The organism is Armatimonadota bacterium, from assembly GCA_013359125.1.
Classification (GTDB): Bacteria; Armatimonadota; Fimbriimonadia; order Fimbriimonadales; family GBS-DC; genus JABWCR01.
Genome location: JABWCR010000013.1, coordinates 1 through 17364 on the forward strand (window position 1 = coordinate 1; position 17364 = coordinate 17364).

The window sequence follows — 17364 nt, forward strand, 5'->3', positions numbered from 1 at the left end:
ACCGCCGGGGACATCGAAACTGTTTAGTCTGAACCCTCCGATCCCCCAGCGCCCGCCGGAACGCCAGGCTCCCGCCTGGCACGGTCTTTCGGCTCGCGGAGACGCTCGCCCTCCCGCCTGGCACGGTCTTTCGGCTCGCGGAGACGCTCGCCCTCCCGCCTGGCCTGTCGCGCCGAACGGGATTTTTTCAAAATGTAGCACAATTTTGAGTTCGAAACAAAACCCTCCACACCTGTCGTTTGGTGTGGAGGGTTCGCGAACCTAGAGGTTATACACCGGAATCGAAGTTCTGTCGACTCTTTTTCGCGCAATCGCGCCATACTGGGGCATTTGTGGCATTACGGATTCGCCTACAGCCGCTTGGTCTGTTCGAGGATCGCGCGGAGTTTGAAGATTTCGTCTCGGATGGCGGCGGCTTCCTCAAACTCCAGGGCCTTGGAGGCCTCTTTCATCTCGCGCTCTAATCGCGCGATCACCATGGGCAGGTCTTCGAACGCGATGCGATCGGGGTCGATGCCCTTGTCGTAGGCCGCGCTCTCTTCGGCGACTTTTAGCGAGCGCACGCTGTCGCGCACCTCTTTCTTGATCGTTTCGGGTTCGATTCCGTGCTTGAGGTTGTGCGCTTCTTGGATGGCTCGTCGGCGGTTGGTTTCATCGATGGCGCGCTCCATCGAGCCGGTTATCTTGTCGGCATAGAGCACAACGCGGCCCAGCTTGTTTCGTGCGGCGCGGCCGATCGTTTGGATGAGCGAGGTCTCCGACCGCAGAAAGCCCTCCTTGTCTGCGTCGAGAATTGCGACCAAGGAGACCTCCGGCAAGTCTAAGCCCTCTCGCAGCAGATTGACTCCGACCACAATGTCGCAGTTGCCCAGTCTTAGGTCGCGCAGGATTTCCATGCGCTCCAGCGTGTGCACGGTCGAGTGGAGGTATTGCACCTTCATGCCGGCTTCTCGCAGATAGTCGGTCAAATCTTCGGCCATTTTCTTGGTGAGGGTCGTAACCAAGGCTCGGTCGCCGCGATCGACGGTCTGCTGAATCTCGGCTATCAGGTCGTCGATTTGGCCTTTGGTGGGACGGACTTCGACATTGGGATCGAGCAGGCCGGTCGGGCGGATCACCTGTTCGGCGATGACCGCGCTGTTGTCTCGTTCGAACGGGCCTGGGGTCGCCGAGACAAAAATCACCTGCCCAACGCGATCCAGAAACTCTTCGAACCTCAACGGTCGGTTGTCGAGCGCGGAGGGCAATCGGAAGCCGTACTCGACCAGGGTTGACTTGCGCTGTCGGTCGCCGTTGTACATGGCGCGGAGCTGCGGGATCGTCTGGTGCGATTCGTCGACGAAGATAATCACGTCCTTGGGGAAGTAGTCCATCAGTGTGTAGGGCGGCTCGCCTTCGCTCCGCCCGTCCAGGTAGCGCGAGTAGTTCTCGATGCCGGAGCAGTAGCCCAGTTCGCGCATCATCTCCAAGTCCATATCGGTGCGCTGACGTATGCGCTGGGCTTCGATATGCTTGCCTTGAGAGAGGAAGTATTCCTGCTGACGCTGCGCTTCTTCGTCGATCTTGATCAAGATTTCTTGCAGGCGGTCCCACGGCGTTACATAGTGCGTGGCGGGGAAGATGGTGATGCGATTCGGCTGGTCGAGCGTTTCGCCGGTCAACGGATCGTACAGGCGAATGCGCTCGATCTCGTCGCCAAAGAACTCGACCCTCGTTATGATCTCCTCATCGGCGGGCTGAACCTCTAAGACGTCGCCCCGCGCCCGAAACGTGCCGCGTCCCAGCACCATGTCGTTGCGCTTGTAGGTCATGCCGACCAGTTTTCTCATGCAGTCGCGCATGTCCATCGCCGCGCCGACTTCGAAGGTGAGCACGCCCTGCATATATTCGTCTGGCGAACCAAGGCCAAAGATGCACGAAACGCTGGCGACGACCAGTGCGTCTCGCCGCTCTAGCACGGCTTGGGTGGCGGCATGGCGCAGGCGGTCGATCTCGTCGTTGATCGACGAATCTTTCTCGATATAGGTATCGGTCTGCGGCACATAGGCTTCTGGCTGGTAGTAGTCGTAGTAGCTGATAAAATATTGGACAGAGTTGTCTGGAAAGAACGCCCGGAACTCTTGGCAAAGCTGGGCGGCCAGCGTTTTGTTGTGCGCGATGACCAGCGCCGGACGTTGCAAAGCGGCAGCGATGGCAGCCATGGTGAAGGTTTTGCCCGTGCCGGTCGCGCCTTTAAGGGTTTGGAAGCGGTGGCCTTTGGTCAGGCCTTCGGCCAGCAGGTCGATGGCTTGTTGCTGGTCGCCCTTGGGCGAATAGTCAGGGTTCAGTCGAAAACGATCCATTTGGGCGGGCGCGCTTAATCCCCTAGGATTTGGACGACGACTTCTCGCTTTCGGGGCCGGGTGTCAAAATCGATCAGCACGATCTGTTGCCAGGCTCCCAGCGCCAGGTTGCCGTCTACAAAAGGCACGGTGATGGTTGGGCCGATCAACGCCGCGCGCACATGGGAGTGGCCGTTATCGTCGGACCATCGAGCCTCGTGGGCATACTCGGCGTTGCGAGGCGCAATGCGCTCCAAGGCATTCGGCAGGTCGGCTACCAGTCCGGGCTCGTATTCTATGGTCGTCAGCGCGGCGGTCGAGCCGATGACAAAGGCCACGACGACGCCGTTGATCAGCCCCGATTCCAGCACCGACTGCTGGATTTGGGGCGTGATGTCGATGATGTCGTCGTTGCCTTTGGTCTGCAGATCGACTCGGCTAGTGTGAACCATATAACATTAGTTTACCCTTCGAGCATCTCTCGAAGATTTTTGAGGCAAACGCGAACGCACTCCATGGGCGGCAGGGCGTACGATTCCTGTTCGACCACATACCACTGAGTACCGCCCACCGTCTGGCAGAGTTCCAGCACTTCGGCCCAAGGCACGTCGCCTTCGCCCAAGAGCGCTTTGTCGTTGGTGGCGGAATGCTCTTTAAGATGAACCGTTATGGCGCGTCCGGGGTATCGGCGCAGATAGTCGGTTGCGCGGGCGCCTGCCGAGAGCGCGTTGGCCGTGTCGAACTGCATGATCACCTCGGGCTTGGTGTTGGAGAAGAAAATATCCCAAGGCACATGGCCGTCGATCGGGACAAACTCGAAGTTGTGATTGTGGTACCCGACTCGGAAGCCCGCGGCGGTCGCTCGGTCGGAGGCCTCGTTAAAGCGATCGGCCAAGCGCAGCCAATCGGCGGCCGATTGGCGATCGTTTTGGTCGATCCAGGGCACGATCAGGAACTGGCAACCGATGGTTTTGTGAAAGTCGGTCGTTTCGGCAAATCGATCCGCTGTGAGCGAATCGAGCCCAATGTGAGTGCCGCAGCACGACAGGCCGTTATCGTCCAGCATCCGGCGCAGCGTCGGCGCGTCGAAACCGTGATAACCGGCAAACTCGACGCCATCGTAGCCCATGTCGGAGACGGCTTCGAGCACGCCCGGCAGGTCTTTGGCGCAATCCTCGCGCACGGAATAGAGTTGAAGCCCGACAGGAATCTGGGACATGAATCCTCCTTGAGTTAAATCAAGGAGAGTCTACCGGAAAGCGGCTAGTTGGCGATCTGCCATTCGCCCGTGGGCGAGCCGGCGTTTAAGATTCGGTCGGCGGTCTCTTCGTCCATGCTTGCGCCCGGATTTTGGTCGCAGACCAGTGCCTTAAAGTCGGCCCAGGGCAGGCAACGGGCCTATCGATTTCGCATTCGATTTCGCAGGTCTCGCTCCTTCTCGTCCGACCAGTATCCGCAGTCCAGCTCGAAAAAGACCGAAGTATAGGCGCGGCAGTGGCGCGTCTTGATCACATAGACCGGATAGAGTTTGGCCGTTTCGTCCAGGCGTAGCAAAAGGTCGCCGTGAGGCACGAGCGCTGGTTGAAATCTCGCGGCCCAGTTTTCGGATCCCAGAACCGCGATCTCCGCGTCTCGATAGACCTTGGCTCGCACGTGCGGCTGGCTCTCAATGGCGCGCGCCACCTTCTCGGCGACTGCTGGCAAATCCTCGTCGACGAACTGGGTGCGAATGCCGGGATGCGTCATCAAGGGAAAGGCCATATCGGCCGCCACAATCCAGTTTCTGTGCCCCAAAAGTCGCAGATCGATGCCGTAAAGCTTCATATTGACCTCCCTGACGCCTGATACCGCTTAGGCGTCAAGTATAGTATACGGCGTATGCGCGCCACGCTCGTTTCGTTGCGGCCTGCGGAGACCGCCGCAGACCGACCATCTCTCACACCCGAGCTTTTAGCCGCAAGCGGCGCGCGCTACTCTCGCAACAACGAGGGGCTTGAGGCGATCCTCGCCAAGATCGATCCCGAGAACTTGGACAAGTCGGTCGATTCGATCTTTCGCATGATCGATTACGGCCATCAATCGATTGCCGACATGGCGCCGGTGGCGATCTTCATCGATGGAATCTCCCTGATACTGGCCTATAAGCTTTGGGCGCGGTGCCCGACTGCGGGCGGGCAGGAATCGTCCACTCGATATATCCAACTGACGCAAGAGGGCGCGCTCTCTGCCGAGGCGATCGGTCTGCCCGAATCGTTGCGCAATGAACACGAGCGGATGATCGGGGACGCTTTCTCGGCCTATGAGCAAGCGCTGGCTTTTTGGGGATGGCTGGCGGAAGAAAGGCCCGATCTGATTCGTGCTCCAGAAGGCTTGTCGCCCAAGGCGGTCGAACGGATCAAGCGGAATTACGCCTTCGACAGGGCGCGGTACTTTCTGCCGGTCGCCAGCAAGACGAACGTGATGTTGGCGATGTCGGCGCGCGCCTGGGCGCAACTGTGCCAGCGGCTTAACTCGCACTATTTGGCCGAGGCGCGGCAATTGGGCGAGTTGCTAAGAAACGAGCTGGCTTTGGCGACGCCGAGACTGGTGAAACATGCGGGTGAGACGCACTCGTACAAGATGGGCGCTCAATATGAATTGGATTGCTGGGTCAATGAGGCGATCCACTTTGTCCCCGAAAGGATTTGCCGCTCCGAATATGAGACGGACGAGCCGCCGATGGCGATGATGGACGTCTATCCCCCTCACGAAATGCCCAATTACGCGGCGGATTTGGCTCATCACGGCAATCGATACGACTGGGTCGGGCCGGACTTGCGGCGCACGGGCTTGCGGTACGGCTGGTCGGCTGTGGCGTTCGGAGAGATTCGCGATCTCAACCGACATCGAACGGGCGCACGGTACTGTCCGCTTATCCCGCGCGGATTCTATTGGGCGTCGGACCAGATTCCAAAGGGAGTCGATCCGTCGCCGATCCGAAAGTTAGCCGAGACGGGCCGAGAGGCAGCCAAGCGATGCTATGAGCTTTTGCGCGACGGCGAGCACACGTTTGGCTATTGGCCGACCTTGGGCGTACAGTTTTTCTTCGAGCGGCTGACCACGGCGGACAAGTTCGTCTACGAGGCCGAATTGAGGACTGGGGCAGGCGCGCACTTTCGCTACGCCCGCCATTACACCGATGCGCTCAGGCTCTTTTACGAGTGGTTTCCCGAGACCAAAGGTCTGATTCTAGAAGGCTCTGCCGAGCCGGAATAGCCTCTACGCCTCCCAGCTATACGGCTGATCGTTGGTCAGTACCCGCGCTTCCTGGATCACTTTGGTCAGATAGGGCGGCAGACCGAACATCCCAAAGTGAACGAAGGGCGAATAGTATTGCAAGCCCGTAACTCGCCGCGACTCGATCCTTGCCATGATCTCTTCGGGCGTCAGCTTGAGCGGGTCGTGCTTTTTGGACGCGACCACGAAACCCCACGGTAAGAGAAAGCCGGCCACGAACGACCAGTAGCCGTGCACGACAGGGAACACCTCGCCCAGCGTTTTGACGATGCAGCCGAACAGATAGGGATAGAGCGGATCGGCCGCTCCCGCTTGCACAGCCAGCACACCGTCGTCCGTCAGCGACTCGTAGATCGATTGGTAGAACTCCTTGGTAAAGAGAAACTGCGACGGCCCAGCCTCTAACGGGTCGGTCAGGTCGCTGATCACCACATCGTAGGCGTTCTTGTTGTTCGCGATCACCTTCATCGCGTCGTCGTAGATCATGGTCGTGCGCGGATCGACGAACGCGCCCTGATGCCACTCGGGCATGTGTTGGTCGCACAGCTTGACCAGTTCGTCGTCGATGTCCACCATGGTGGCCGATTCGACGCTCTTGTGCCTTAAAACCTCGCGCAGGGTCGCGCCCTCTCCGCCGCCCGCCACCAGTACGCGCTTGGGGTCGGGATGGGTGAACATCGCCGGATGCACCATCGGTTCGTGAAACATAAACTCGTCGAGCTGGGCGGATTGAATCTTGGAGTCCAGAATCAGCGCCTTGCCGTACCCTTCCAGCGTTACGATCCAAACGTCCTGATATTTGGACTTGGTCATGGTGTGAACGTCTAAGATGCGATACTTATATTGAATGGCGTGGGTGTGGGTTTCGCTAAACCAAATGCCCGACGCCGCCTGATGGTCTGCAGCCATGGGTTCCTCCGTGAACGATCAGTCGCCGACCTTGGCCAGCTCTGATTTCAAATGGTTGATATAGTCGATGTTGGTCGGGTCTTGCCCGTTAAGGAAGGCCAGATAGACGCTGACGAAGTCGCCAAAGTAGGTAAGGCTCATCATTCGATCCAACAGGCATCCGCCTGTGGCCGTCAACTCGTGCCAATGTTCCGGTCGTCCGACGCACTCCTTCGTTACCTCGATGCGCTTCGCCATCTTGGCAGATTCGGCGCCGTCGCGGAGAACCATAACGCTCCAGTTGTCCGCCTGTTGCCAGCCCGTAACCCATCCAAGAATCTCGTTGTGGTTCATTTCGGGCAGGGAGTAAGCGAAGGCGTGCATTTTGGCGTTCTCGTTGATCTGGCCCTTCCAGCGGAGCGCCGCAACCGTGGGATAGCCCGCCACGCCGTAGACAATGGGGGTGCGGCCAGCCAGTTTGGTGGCTAGGACCTTCGCCGGATTGTCGTCCAGCGCCTTGTCCGGTCCCCAAGCGTCTCTGCGTTTGCGCAAGCCTTCTAATGCCAACGTCCGGTCTCGCGACAGGTCGGGAAGCAGTTCTAACTTTTCGCAAGCGACCACGAGCGGGAAGAAGAGATAGCCCAGCGCGGCGCGAGGCGGCAACCCTGCGGGTACTGTGATATAGGGAAAACCGTCCGCTTTGGCTCGTTCGGTCAGTTCGCCTCCGCTGGAGAGCACAATTATCTGCGCGCCTGCCTCTTTGGCTTGGCGATAGGCGCTGAGGGTCTCCTCTGTATTGCCTGAGTAGCTGGCGGCAATAACCAGCGTTTCGCGCCCTACGAACTTTGGAATGCGATAGTCGCGATTGACCGCCAAAGGCAGGCTGCCGACGTCCTCGAACAGGCAGCGCAACAGATCGCCGCCGATCGCGCTTCCGCCCATTCCGGTAACAAGCACGGCGTTAGGCTTGACGCTTAGGGCCGGCGCATCCCATGCTTCGCCGATCTGAATAGCCTCGGAGACTTGGGACGGCAAATCGTAAGTCAAGCCCATCATGCCGAACGGGTCGGCGGCCATCCATGCGGCTCGGTCGTCTAAGATTCGGGCGTCGCTCATGCCGCGACGTAAGGCAACAGAGCGAGCTCTCGGGCGCGCTTGATCGCGATGCTCAGCTTTCGCTGACACTTAGAACAAGCGCCCGAGGTGCGTCGAGGCAGGATCTTGCCCCGCTCGGTCATGTACCGTCGAAGCCGCGGCACGTCCTTGTAGTCGACGGGGAGCTTGCTGACGCAGAACTCGCAAACCTTCTTCTTGCGCCGAAAGCGTCGTATTTTTGAGGCGGGCGTTGAGTATCCGCCATCTGATTCTTTCTTATAATCGTCTGCCACTGAAATCCTCCAAAGGGTTACGGTTTGCTGAACGGATCGGAGTCGTCGTCCGGGAAGTCGTCAAAATCGGGCGCGGGCGGAGGCTCGTGCGAGGCTGCGACCGGCGCAGGCTCCTGAGGGGCGGCGCCTTCGGTCGAGGCAACGACGGCTCTCTCCGACACGGGCGCATCCGAAGCGCCTTCTTTCGCTCGATCGAGCAGACGGACATTGTCGGCCTGGATCTCGGTCTTATATCGTTTCTGCCCGTCTTGTCCAACCCAGCTTCGGTTTTGCAGGCGGCCCTCGACCAAAACGAGGCGGCCCTTTTGCGCATAGTTGGCCAGGAATTCGGCCTGTTGCCGCCAAGCCGAACAATCGAAGAAATCGGCAACATCGTCTTTGCTTTGGCGGTTGACGGCGACACTGAACTGGCAGACCGGCACTCCGTCCGGCGTCGAGCGAAGTTCGGGATCGCGGGTCAATCGACCGACCAGTATCACGCGATTGAAGTTCATCTTACTCCTCCGTCTTTTCGGGGGCGGCTTCAGCCTCGGCTTCGGGCTGAGGCTCGGGTTCTGGGGTTGGCTCTGGCTCGACTGCCGTTTCGGTTACGGGCGGCGCTTCCTGTCGTGGAGATGGAATGGGTGGCGCGTCTTCGTCTTGGCGGAAGATTCGAGCGCGGACGACTTCTTCGGTCAGTCCCAGAACGCGATTCAGTTCTACGGGAACATCAGGCGCGCTGTTGAAGCTGACGTAGAGATAGTAGCCTTCGCGCGAGTTGCCGATCTCGTAGGCAAGGCGGCGCTTGTCCCAAATTTTGGCTTCGACGACCGTGCCGCCCGCATCGGAAACGACCTTTTGCGCGCGGTCGAGAATAGCGTTTATCCGCTCTTCCTCAATGGAAGAGGGCACGATGAACATCGCCTCGTAAGGCGCGGAAACTGTTGGCATTGTCCCTCCTATGGACCTGTTTTAGGGCTCCAGTCTCGCTGGAGCAGAAGGGGCGCAAATGCGCCGTGCGGACATTATACCCGCTACTTGCCTCGTCGCCGAGTCCAATCGAACATCTCCATCAGCCCAGCGTGCGATTCTTCGCTCGCCGGCACGATCTGCTCTGGCGGCAGAAGAAATCCGAAGTCTCCCGTATCGCGGAGCTCATAGGATATGCCGATGGCGCGACGGTCCCCATGAATCCAGTCGACCGAGTTGCCGCTGGCGGGATAGATGGTCGTGTAGATCGGGCCAATGGTGTAGGTATAGCCGTAAAGCGCTTCCATCTCGGTCTTCATCCTGCCGACCAACTGCTGATAGGTCGCGTTGTTCGCCGGAAGGCTGCTGGTATAGCCCCAGGGCCACAGGATGAGTTGCGAGTAGCTATGGATGTCCATGTGGGTTGTGAGGTTGGGCAAACTCTGCAAGAATCGACGCAGGTTGGTCGTCTCGATCTCGGAAAAGGCCGATGGGCCGCGATAAGTCTCGGATCCCGTGCTTCCGCTAGAGCCTTGACCGCCCCACTGATAGCCCCAGTTCCGGTTAAGATCGACCCCGACGTTGCTGCCCACGGGCCGTCGGTTCTTGCGCCACATCCGGTTCGTCGTCCACGTATAGACGTTGCCATCCGGATTGACGACCGGGATGATGTAGATCTCGCACTCTCTCACGATCTTGGTCGTGCGGGCGTCGATGCCGTAATCGTTTAATAACCGAGTTGCGGTATAGATGGGCGCCATGGTGGCGATCCATTCGCGCGCGTGCTGGCAGCCTTGAACGACCGATGCCGGGCGGCTGCGATAGCTTCGCTGAAGGCGCACGCCCTCTGTGATCTTGATGCCGTAAACTCGCCGACCTTGATAGGAGTTGCCAATGCTAAAGACCTGCGCAAGGTTCGGATAGGTGCGTTGAAGCCTGTAGAGGTACTCGACGATCTCGTCGTAGGTCTTGTAGGAGCCAAACGGGTTCTCGCCCGCTATTCTTGTTGTCTGGCGCTCGATCGCCGCCCCAACGTCTTCTATCACGACCTCTGCGATAAAGCCGCTCTCGGTCAGCTTCTTCAGTTCGTCCGGCGAGACGCAAACCTCCAAGTAGCCTGGCCCGATGATACAATTGCAGATCGTCGCGACCATCGATTCGAGTCTTTCGACGTCTGCCTCGGTTTTGGCATAAGTTCGAACAATCTTGTAGCCGCTGTAGTCGAAGGGTTGTGCAAAGGCAGACAGACACGCAATGGTCCAAACGGCCAGCAAAAGAGAACGCTTAAGCATTGAGGCCTCCTTGTCGTAGGATATTATATCCCTTTTTTGACCATTGGCGTTGGGTAGAATCCCGGGGTTATGGCTCTCACCCTAGACGAGATGCGCCATGTGGCGCGTTTGGCGCGATTAGAGTTGGACGACGAAAGGCTGTTGCGCCAAATGCAACACATCAACGCGCTGATGAGCCATTTTGAGCGGCTGAACGCGATTTCGACCCAGAATCTGGAAGCCACGTCGCACGCAACCTCTGTGGTCGATGTGCTGAGAGAGGACGAAGCGCGTACGGGACTGACGCGAGAAGAAGCCTTGGAACAGGCGCCCGAATCGCGGGACGGCCTGTTCATCGTGCCAAGGATCGTCGAAGAGGAATGAACAGCGATCTTTTTCGACTGTCTATCCCGGAAGCCCGCGCGCTGCTCGATTCCAGACAGATCTCGGCTGTCGAACTCTGCCAAAGCTGCCTGGACCGAATCCGTTCGATCGACCCCCAGGTAAAGGCGTATTTGTTGGTCAATGCCGAGTCGGCGCTGTCCCAAGCTTCCATTGCCGACGCACGGTTGGCGGCAGGGGAGACCGGCCCTCTATTGGGCATTCCGATCGCCCTCAAAGACAACCTCTGCACGACGGATGCCGATACGACGGCCGGCTCCAAGATTCTCGAAGGCTATCGACCGCCATACGATGCGACCGTGGTTGCTAAACTGCGAGAGGCGGGCGCCGTTTTGATCGGGAAGGCCAACTGCGACGAATTTGCCATGGGGTCGTCTACCGAGAATTCTGGCTTCTTTCCGACCGCAAATCCTTGGGATCTGACCCGCGCTCCCGGCGGATCGTCCGGCGGATCGGCGGCGGCGGCGGCGGCCGATATGGCGCTAGGCGCATTGGGCAGCGACACCGGCGGATCGATCCGCCAGCCTGCGGCGCTGTGCGGCGTGGTCGGCGCAAAACCGACGTATGGCCGCGTCTCGCGCTATGGCCTGATTGCCTACGCATCCTCATTGGATCAGATCGGGCCGTTTGGCAAGACGGTCGAAGATTGCGCGATTCTGACCGAGGCGATCTGTGGCCTAGACGCACATGATTCAACAACGTTCGACGCGCCTCCGCCTAAGATTGTAGATACCTTGCATGAGGGCGCTAAGGGGCTTAGGTTGGGAGCGCCAAAGGAGTTTTTCGGCGAGGGAGTCAACCCGCAGGTCGTCTCCGCTGTGCGCCGCGCAATGGACGTATTGGCCGACGCCGGAGCCGAGATCGAGGAGACCTCGCTGCCCTATGTCGAGTATGGGCTGCCTATCTACTACATCCTTGCACCCGCAGAGGCATCCTCCAATCTAGCTCGATTTGACGGCGTTCGGTACGGCCTGCGCGAGGGCTTCGCCGAAGGGCACATCGGCATGATGCAGCGCACTCGGGCAAAAGGCTTTGGCGAGGAAGTCGTCCAACGCATAATGATCGGCACATACGCGCTCTCCGCGGGCTATTACGATGCCTACTATCTAAAGGCGCAACAGTGCAGGACATTGATCCGTCAGGATTTTGACCGGGCTTTCGAGAAATACGATGCTCTGATCTGTCCGACCAGCCCGACGACCGCGTTTAAGTTAGGAGAGTTTAGCGACGATCCATTGGCGCTGAAGTTGGCCGACGTGCTGACGATTCCGGTCAATTTAGCCGGATTGCCCGGCATCAGCGTGCCGTGCGGATTGGACGAGGCGGGGCTGCCGATCGGGCTTCAGATTATTGGCAAAGCATTCGACGAGGCGACGATGTTTCGCATCGCCGCCTCGTACGAGTCTCGAACCGACTTCAGATCGCTGAGACGGTTGCTTTAGCAGCCGGCGCCGAAGAAGCTCAGAACGATCGCCAAATCGCTATCGTCCACGATTTCGTCCGAATTGAAGTCGGCGGCCAGGTTTGTGCCTGTCAGGCCGAACATGGCAAGCGTGATGGCCAAGTCGGTATCGTCCACGCAACCGTCGCCGTTCGCATCGCCGTTGCGGAAACCGGCGCCGCGAGTTACCCACTTGACCGCGTTGGAAACAAGTTGGGCGTAGTCGCCGTTGGCCATCGAATCGAGTCCGCCGCAAGTCGAGAAGGAGACTGTGCGAGCGCCGGAGGCGTGAGTGAATCCTACGACGCCTCCGCCGGGTTCATCGTCGATCAAGTAGTCCGATGCGTAAAACACTAGAGCGCCAGGGCGCGGGACGAAATACGATTCTGTGCCCGCATAGTTGGTCGCACCGTACGAGAATGGGGAACTGACGCCATCGTCCATAATCGGATTTGGCACCGATCGAGTATACGTTACGGCAAAATCGCCGCGATAGTAACCGTCAATGTCTTGTACGGGAAACAGATCTCCCATCATCTGGAAGTGGCCCGATGCGCTCCACTTCCAGATGATCCACTCCGTAGTAACGATACCGCGACCAGGGAGCGACATAAACTCAATGAGATGTTCCTGACCGGCTTGCGGCATGTCCCCGACTGCCCAGTTGGCATTAGCCTGCATGAAGACCACATCGATGTCGGACAAGTCGGCCGTACCATCGAACAAGTGATAGGCTTGGCCGATCGTTACCGTGTGCCCCCGAGAGGTCAGGGCATTGACGACGGCCGTATCCACGTCCGTGTCTTGCGACGTCATCAAGTAAACTCTTTCGGCAAACGCGAAGCTGGCCAAGAGGCCAGCGAGAGCAACATAAGCAAATTTCTTCATTCAAATCTCCTGTTATATTTGATCTGAGTCTTAGCATCCCAAGCCGAAGTTGCTCAGGACGATCGCTAAGTCGGTGTCATCGACGGTTTCGTCGTTGTTGAAATCGGCCGGCAGTCCCGGTCCCGTCTGGCCAAAGAGCGATAAGGTGATCGCCAGATCGGTGTCGTCCACGCAACCGTCGCCGTTCGCATCGCCGGGCACCGCGGCGTCTCTCTGCATGACCCAGGCAAACGCATTGCAGAATAAACGCGCGAAGTTTTCGTTGGCCAACTGAGTCGGACCGTTCGTGCTGGAAAAGTGCAGCACGCGGCCCCGAGCGGGCAATTGGCGGCCTGTAACGGCCGATCCCGGTTGACCGCCGTCGTCGGTGATGTCCGAATTGTAAAATCGAACGCCGCCGTTGATCGGCGTCAGGTGCGAATCCGTACCGCTGTAGATGTCTAGCAGGCAGTCGAACGATGAGGGCACGCCTTGGTCGAGCGTCGAGTTGGGGGTAACGCGGCTAAACGTCATCAATGTAAACGTTCGCCAGGCGTTGAGTTCCGCTCCAAAGACCTGGTTGAGAATTTGAAGGCTTCCGGCCCCTTCGATATAGTGGACCCATTCTCCCAGCGCCAGACCGTTGCCTGGCGTATCGAGGAACTCCACAAGGGCTTGCTGGCCGTCGGCGGGCATGTCTCCGAACACATGCGAATGCGCCGTCGCAAAATAAACGGCGCGCACTTCTGGCATATACAGCAGCCCGACAAATTCCGAATAGTTGACCCCGACGTACGGCCGATATCCGCAGTTTTGCAATGTCGAGAGCGTCGCGTCGTCCATAGCGTTGTCGCGCGTGGCCATTACATAGATGTTTGGTTTGAGTTCGGTGCCCAAACTGGCCCAAGTAACCGCGTTGGCGACCAACCGAGAAAAGTCGGGGTGGGAGAAGTCGGACGGACCAGCGCAGACGGAGAAAGAGATCGAACGGCCGCCGCCCGGTATCCGCATGCCTACGACGCCGGCGCCAACCTGGTCGCCGAACGGATAATTGGACGAGTAAAAGACGGTCGCGTTGGACTTGGGCACAAAGAACGATTCCGTGCCAGCATAGCTAGAGGGCGCGAACACAAACTGATTCGGCACCCCGGCGTTTATGACGGCGTTGGCCGTCTCGCGCGTGTAGGTGACCGATTCGGTGCCGCGATAAGCGCCGTTGCCCGTGATCGGGAGCACGCGATAGAGCGTGCGCAAGTTTCCCGCCATGAACTTCCAAATGGCCCACTCGGTCGTTAAAAGACCGTGCGCTGGATCGCTCAGCCAATGAACAAGCTGCACCTGCCCCAGCAAAGGCATGTCTCCCCACGTCCAGTTCGCGCTGGCTTGAAAATAAACGACGTCGATGTTCGACAAGTCGACGCTGCCGTCAAAGTTGGGGTAAGAGACCCCAAGCGTTACATTGTGGCCATGGTCGGTCAGCGCGTCTACAACGGCAGAGTCGGTTTGAATGTGGTCGCTCGACATGACGTAGACTCTTGCTGGCCATGCGTGCGCGCACAGCATCACAAAAATCAAGATCAATGAGAGCCTCTTCATAATTCTGTCTCTCTTCTTAGGGTTTGTCCAAATCGAACACATTATAACGCGATTTTTGCGAATCGGTCAGGATCACGGCAAAAACTTTGGATCGGTGGCGCTTTGCTCGGCGATTCGCTCCTTAGGTTTGGATTGACGGATGTGGGCCTGTATAACGGCTTTGATGGCGGGACGGTCGACTGGAATGTGAACGGCGTCTTCAACAAAGGCCGAAAGGTAGATCGCATTGATCAGCTCGACCGCCGCCAGACCTTCGTGTCCGGGAGCGATCAGGGGCTCGTGCCCCATGCAAAAACGCGCAAAATTACGGATGACGGCCGCATGATGCCGAGGTTCCGCAGGATCGGGCATTTCGATCGGAATATCTCGCCATTCAGGGCTGTCCCACATGCCGCGAGCCTGCCGGGTGAACTCTGCAAGGTTGTCCTTGAGCGACCAGAACCGAATCGCCTCGCCCCTAATCAGCAACTTGCCCCTGTCGCCCGCTAACTCAATGGTCGTCTCGGGAGGCGCCTCGCCGGTCGTTGCGTAAAGATAGCCGTGCGCGCCGTTCGCATACTCCATCGTCGCCCAGGCCTCGTCCTCCGTCTCCATGTCGTGAAAGCGCGTTCGAGTTTCGGCCCTCAGTTTCACAGGAAGCCCGGTCAATTCCACTAAGAAGTCGAGATAGTGGGGCGCCTGGTTGATCAGCACGCCGCCCCCTTCGCCCGCCCAGGTTGCGCGCCAGCCGCCCGAATCGTAATAGGCCTGATTCCGATACCAAGCCGTAACCAGAGAGGCGCGGCGCAGCTCGCCAATCTCCTTAGAGAGTTCGACCGCTTTTCTGAAGTAAGGCTCCGTGCGCGTCTGATACATAACGGCAAAGGGGAGATTGCCCGCCGCTTCGATCATCGCATCGGCGTCGCCTACGGTTACGGACAATGGCTTTTCGACCAGGGCGCCGAGTCCCGCACTGAACGCCGCAATCGCTATCGGAGCATGATCATGATGAGGCGTGGCGATGAGGACCGCTTGCGCCAAGCTCGACGCGATGGCTTGATCGGAGTCTGTAAACGCGGGAACGCCCAACTCCCCAGCGATCGCGCTCGCCTTTTCGGGCCGTCGGTCGCAAACAAAGACCAGCTCTGTTTCTGGCAGCGCCGCTATAGATTTGCAATGCGCCGAACCCATTGCGCCTGCGCCGATTACGCCGATCTTGACCATAGGCGTCAGATTCTGCGCTTAGCCGGGCTGTCCTGGCGAGGCGCGCCAGCACGCCGCCTCGCGCGCGCCCACCTGCCAGGCGTTCAATAGAGGCTCTTCGATCTCGCATCGATCAATCGCCAAGGAGCATCGGCTTCGGTAGCGACAACCCTGGGGAAGCGAAAACGGATCGGGCGTTTCTCCCGGCGGAATGGGCGGCAGCTTCCCAGTCGGTTTGGGCGGCAGCACGCTGGCCAACAGCATCTTCGTATAGGGATGGCTGGGCGCCTTCAACACCTCGCTGGCTGGGCCGATCTCGACGATGCGACCCATGTACATGACGGCGATCCGCTGGGCAAGCGTCGTTACGACCGAAATATCGTGGGTGATGAGCAGGATGGCCAAGTTGCGCTCCGCTTGTAGGTCGGCCAACAGATTGAGCGCCTGCGCGCGCACGGAAACGTCCAGAGAGGCGGTCGGCTCGTCCATAATCAGCAATTCGGGATCGGTGGACAGGGCGCGCGCAATGGCCGCTCGTTGCCGTTGACCGCCGGACAGTTCTTGAGGAAATCGGAGCGCGAGGGTCGATTCTAGTCCAACTCTACTCATCAGCGACTTTCAGCGGCTCGGCAATGATGTCGCCCACTTTCCAGAGCGGGTCCATCGAGGCCATGGGGTCCTGAAACACCATCTGCCGCTTGCGCGCAATCTCTCTCCTTTGCGCTTTGCTTGCTTTAGCCCAGTCGGCGCCTCGATAGAGGATTTGGCCGCTTGCAGGGGGCAATATTCCAGCCGCGGCGCGTCCTACGGTCGTCTTGCCGCAGCCCGATTCGCCTACCAGGCCCAAACACTCGCCCGCATGGATCGTAAGGGAAACATCATCGACCGCTCGAAGCTGACGACGGCCGACTTCGAACACGACAGAGAGATTCTTGATCTCTAACAGCGGCTGTTCAGACATCGAAGGTCATGCCGTCAAAAGCAACTTCGACCCCGTGAGGATTGAGCGCGGCTTCCAGTTCATCGTGCAGCGCGCCGCCATTGTGCGAAAAGTGGGTCGCCACAAACCGTGAGTCCTGTGCGATCGCGCCGCAATCCAGCAGGTTTTGCCTTTGCGCGACAAGCTGCTTGGCGCTGAGGTGGCCATCGTAATCGCTATGCACCAGAGCCGCCGTACAATCCATGGCGACGGCCCGAATCTGGCGTCCAGCCAAAAACTCCATCGTCTCATCGCGATAGAATCCGGTATCGCAGGCGTAGAGGAACGACGCGCCGTCTTGTTCGACAATCAGATTCAGGCACGTCTCTCCGTCGCCCGCCGTATGCCGAGCACGGATAGGCGTGATCGTGTATTCGCCCGCGACTGCGCTCTCCTCGGGCGAGATCAAGTTCACGGTGAAGCCCAAGTCCAGATAGTTGCGAACGCTTTCGACCTTGGCTTTGATGTGCGCGTTGCCAAACAGTCGGAGGTTCTTCGACATCGAATCGGGCGCAAAGCCCGGCATCAAGTACTGCAGTTCGTGCTCGGCCAAGTGATCGTGATGCGAGTGGGAAAAAAACAGCCATCGCCATTCCGTCGGGTTCAGACGGTCTCGGTGAATGTGATAGAGCGTGTCCGGTCCAAAGTCCAGTTTCAGACTGCTGTCGATCAGTACGCCAGAGCGGGATCGGATCTCCTTGCCGCCTCGCTCGCGGGCCGTGCCGCAGATTCTGCAATCGCAGCCCAGGGCAGGGATGCCCTCTGCGGCCGACGTGCCCAAAATTCTGATTCGCATAACGCAGAG

At 58.9% G+C, this 17364-nt stretch carries 19 protein-coding genes; 3 read left to right on the forward strand and 16 right to left on the reverse strand.

Annotated elements, in window-relative coordinates:
- Positions 1 to 350 precede the first annotated feature (350 nt).
- The 4 genes from uvrB to HUU60_07330 all read right to left on the reverse strand — a co-directional run bounded on the left by uvrB (position 351) and on the right by HUU60_07330 (position 4145).
- Positions 351 to 2342, reverse strand: coding sequence for an excinuclease ABC subunit UvrB (uvrB, locus tag HUU60_07315; protein ID NUL82518.1), 1992 nt, complete (start codon positions 2340 to 2342; stop codon positions 351 to 353).
- 14 nt (positions 2343 to 2356) lie between these two features.
- A complete protein-coding gene (locus HUU60_07320) occupies positions 2357 to 2773 on the reverse strand; it encodes a YjbQ family protein (GenBank protein ID NUL82519.1) in 417 nt (138 codons plus the stop codon).
- An 11-nt stretch (positions 2774 to 2784) separates the two neighbouring features.
- A complete protein-coding gene (locus HUU60_07325) occupies positions 2785 to 3540 on the reverse strand; it encodes a sugar phosphate isomerase/epimerase (protein ID NUL82520.1) in 756 nt (251 codons plus the stop codon).
- Positions 3541 to 3719: 179 nt separating this feature from the next.
- Complete coding sequence (locus HUU60_07330; GenBank protein NUL82521.1) at positions 3720 to 4145, reverse strand: hypothetical protein; 426 nt, start codon at positions 4143 to 4145, stop codon at positions 3720 to 3722.
- Between the two features lie 54 nt (positions 4146 to 4199).
- Between HUU60_07330 and HUU60_07335 the strand changes: the two genes are divergently transcribed.
- Complete coding sequence (locus HUU60_07335; protein NUL82522.1) at positions 4200 to 5576, forward strand: FAD-dependent thymidylate synthase; 1377 nt, start codon at positions 4200 to 4202, stop codon at positions 5574 to 5576.
- Positions 5577 to 5579: 3 nt separating this feature from the next.
- On the opposite strand, the gene speE is transcribed toward HUU60_07335, so the two are convergent.
- The 6 genes from speE to HUU60_07365 form a co-directional block, all read right to left on the reverse strand.
- Positions 5580 to 6506 carry a polyamine aminopropyltransferase gene (speE, locus tag HUU60_07340; GenBank protein ID NUL82523.1) on the reverse strand — a complete coding sequence of 309 codons (927 nt, stop codon included), beginning with the start codon at positions 6504 to 6506 and terminating at the stop codon, positions 5580 to 5582.
- 18 nt (positions 6507 to 6524) lie between these two features.
- Positions 6525 to 7601, reverse strand: coding sequence for a bifunctional phosphoglucose/phosphomannose isomerase (locus HUU60_07345; protein ID NUL82524.1), 1077 nt, complete (start codon positions 7599 to 7601; stop codon positions 6525 to 6527).
- On the reverse strand, positions 7598 to 7879 hold the full coding sequence (locus HUU60_07350) for a 30S ribosomal protein S18 (GenBank protein ID NUL82525.1): 282 nt from the start codon (positions 7877 to 7879) through the stop codon (positions 7598 to 7600). The genes HUU60_07345 and HUU60_07350 overlap by 4 nt, the downstream gene beginning before the upstream one ends.
- A gap of 11 nt (positions 7880 to 7890) precedes the next feature.
- Positions 7891 to 8367: a single-stranded DNA-binding protein gene (locus HUU60_07355; protein NUL82526.1), complete on the reverse strand. Its 477-nt coding sequence runs from the start codon at positions 8365 to 8367 to the stop codon at positions 7891 to 7893.
- A 1-nt stretch (position 8368) separates the two neighbouring features.
- Positions 8369 to 8803, reverse strand: coding sequence for a 30S ribosomal protein S6 (rpsF, locus tag HUU60_07360; protein ID NUL82527.1), 435 nt, complete (start codon positions 8801 to 8803; stop codon positions 8369 to 8371).
- Positions 8804 to 8886: 83 nt separating this feature from the next.
- Positions 8887 to 10113 carry a hypothetical protein gene (locus HUU60_07365; GenBank protein ID NUL82528.1) on the reverse strand — a complete coding sequence of 409 codons (1227 nt, stop codon included), beginning with the start codon at positions 10111 to 10113 and terminating at the stop codon, positions 8887 to 8889.
- Between the two features lie 69 nt (positions 10114 to 10182).
- Here HUU60_07365 and gatC point away from each other — a divergent pair, with 69 nt between their 5' ends.
- Positions 10183 to 10476, forward strand: a complete 294-nt coding sequence (gene gatC / locus HUU60_07370; protein NUL82529.1) for an Asp-tRNA(Asn)/Glu-tRNA(Gln) amidotransferase subunit GatC — start codon at positions 10183 to 10185, stop codon at positions 10474 to 10476.
- Positions 10473 to 11936, forward strand: a complete 1464-nt coding sequence (gatA, locus tag HUU60_07375; protein ID NUL82530.1) for an Asp-tRNA(Asn)/Glu-tRNA(Gln) amidotransferase subunit GatA — start codon at positions 10473 to 10475, stop codon at positions 11934 to 11936. The genes gatC and gatA overlap by 4 nt, the downstream gene beginning before the upstream one ends.
- Here the strand turns inward: gatA and HUU60_07380 are convergent.
- The 6 genes from HUU60_07380 to HUU60_07405 all read right to left on the reverse strand — a co-directional run bounded on the left by HUU60_07380 (position 11933) and on the right by HUU60_07405 (position 17355).
- Complete coding sequence (locus tag HUU60_07380) at positions 11933 to 12823, reverse strand: hypothetical protein (protein ID NUL82531.1); 891 nt, start codon at positions 12821 to 12823, stop codon at positions 11933 to 11935. The genes gatA and HUU60_07380 overlap by 4 nt on opposite strands.
- A gap of 30 nt (positions 12824 to 12853) precedes the next feature.
- A complete protein-coding gene (locus tag HUU60_07385; protein NUL82532.1) occupies positions 12854 to 14398 on the reverse strand; it encodes a hypothetical protein in 1545 nt (514 codons plus the stop codon).
- Between the two features lie 72 nt (positions 14399 to 14470).
- A complete protein-coding gene (locus HUU60_07390; protein NUL82533.1) occupies positions 14471 to 15601 on the reverse strand; it encodes a Gfo/Idh/MocA family oxidoreductase in 1131 nt (376 codons plus the stop codon).
- Between the two features lie 18 nt (positions 15602 to 15619).
- Positions 15620 to 16189: an ABC transporter ATP-binding protein gene (locus HUU60_07395; GenBank protein ID NUL82534.1), complete on the reverse strand. Its 570-nt coding sequence runs from the start codon at positions 16187 to 16189 to the stop codon at positions 15620 to 15622.
- A complete protein-coding gene (locus HUU60_07400) occupies positions 16182 to 16541 on the reverse strand; it encodes an ATP-binding cassette domain-containing protein (protein ID NUL82535.1) in 360 nt (119 codons plus the stop codon). Before HUU60_07400 ends, HUU60_07395 begins: the two co-directional genes overlap by 8 nt.
- Positions 16534 to 17355, reverse strand: coding sequence for a hypothetical protein (locus tag HUU60_07405; GenBank protein ID NUL82536.1), 822 nt, complete (start codon positions 17353 to 17355; stop codon positions 16534 to 16536). The genes HUU60_07400 and HUU60_07405 overlap by 8 nt, the downstream gene beginning before the upstream one ends.
- Positions 17356 to 17364 lie beyond the last annotated feature (9 nt).

Coding starts and splice junctions, on each gene's coding strand:
- HUU60_07335 (NUL82522.1), top strand. CDS start 4,200: ATGCGCGCCACGCTCGTTTCGTTGCGGCCTGCGGAGACCGCCGCAGAC.
- uvrB (NUL82518.1), bottom strand. CDS start 2,342: ATGGATCGTTTTCGACTGAACCCTGACTATTCGCCCAAGGGCGACCAG.
- HUU60_07345 (NUL82524.1), bottom strand. CDS start 7,601: ATGAGCGACGCCCGAATCTTAGACGACCGAGCCGCATGGATGGCCGCC.
- HUU60_07395 (NUL82534.1), bottom strand. CDS start 16,189: ATGAGTAGAGTTGGACTAGAATCGACCCTCGCGCTCCGATTTCCTCAA.
- rpsF (NUL82527.1), bottom strand. CDS start 8,803: ATGCCAACAGTTTCCGCGCCTTACGAGGCGATGTTCATCGTGCCCTCT.
- HUU60_07365 (NUL82528.1), bottom strand. CDS start 10,113: ATGCTTAAGCGTTCTCTTTTGCTGGCCGTTTGGACCATTGCGTGTCTG.
- HUU60_07320 (NUL82519.1), bottom strand. CDS start 2,773: ATGGTTCACACTAGCCGAGTCGATCTGCAGACCAAAGGCAACGACGAC.
- HUU60_07400 (NUL82535.1), bottom strand. CDS start 16,541: ATGTCTGAACAGCCGCTGTTAGAGATCAAGAATCTCTCTGTCGTGTTC.
- HUU60_07325 (NUL82520.1), bottom strand. CDS start 3,540: ATGTCCCAGATTCCTGTCGGGCTTCAACTCTATTCCGTGCGCGAGGAT.
- gatC (NUL82529.1), top strand. CDS start 10,183: ATGGCTCTCACCCTAGACGAGATGCGCCATGTGGCGCGTTTGGCGCGA.
- HUU60_07405 (NUL82536.1), bottom strand. CDS start 17,355: ATGCGAATCAGAATTTTGGGCACGTCGGCCGCAGAGGGCATCCCTGCC.
- speE (NUL82523.1), bottom strand. CDS start 6,506: ATGGCTGCAGACCATCAGGCGGCGTCGGGCATTTGGTTTAGCGAAACC.
- HUU60_07355 (NUL82526.1), bottom strand. CDS start 8,367: ATGAACTTCAATCGCGTGATACTGGTCGGTCGATTGACCCGCGATCCC.
- gatA (NUL82530.1), top strand. CDS start 10,473: ATGAACAGCGATCTTTTTCGACTGTCTATCCCGGAAGCCCGCGCGCTG.
- HUU60_07380 (NUL82531.1), bottom strand. CDS start 12,823: ATGAAGAAATTTGCTTATGTTGCTCTCGCTGGCCTCTTGGCCAGCTTC.
- HUU60_07385 (NUL82532.1), bottom strand. CDS start 14,398: ATGAAGAGGCTCTCATTGATCTTGATTTTTGTGATGCTGTGCGCGCAC.
- HUU60_07390 (NUL82533.1), bottom strand. CDS start 15,601: ATGGTCAAGATCGGCGTAATCGGCGCAGGCGCAATGGGTTCGGCGCAT.
- HUU60_07330 (NUL82521.1), bottom strand. CDS start 4,145: ATGAAGCTTTACGGCATCGATCTGCGACTTTTGGGGCACAGAAACTGG.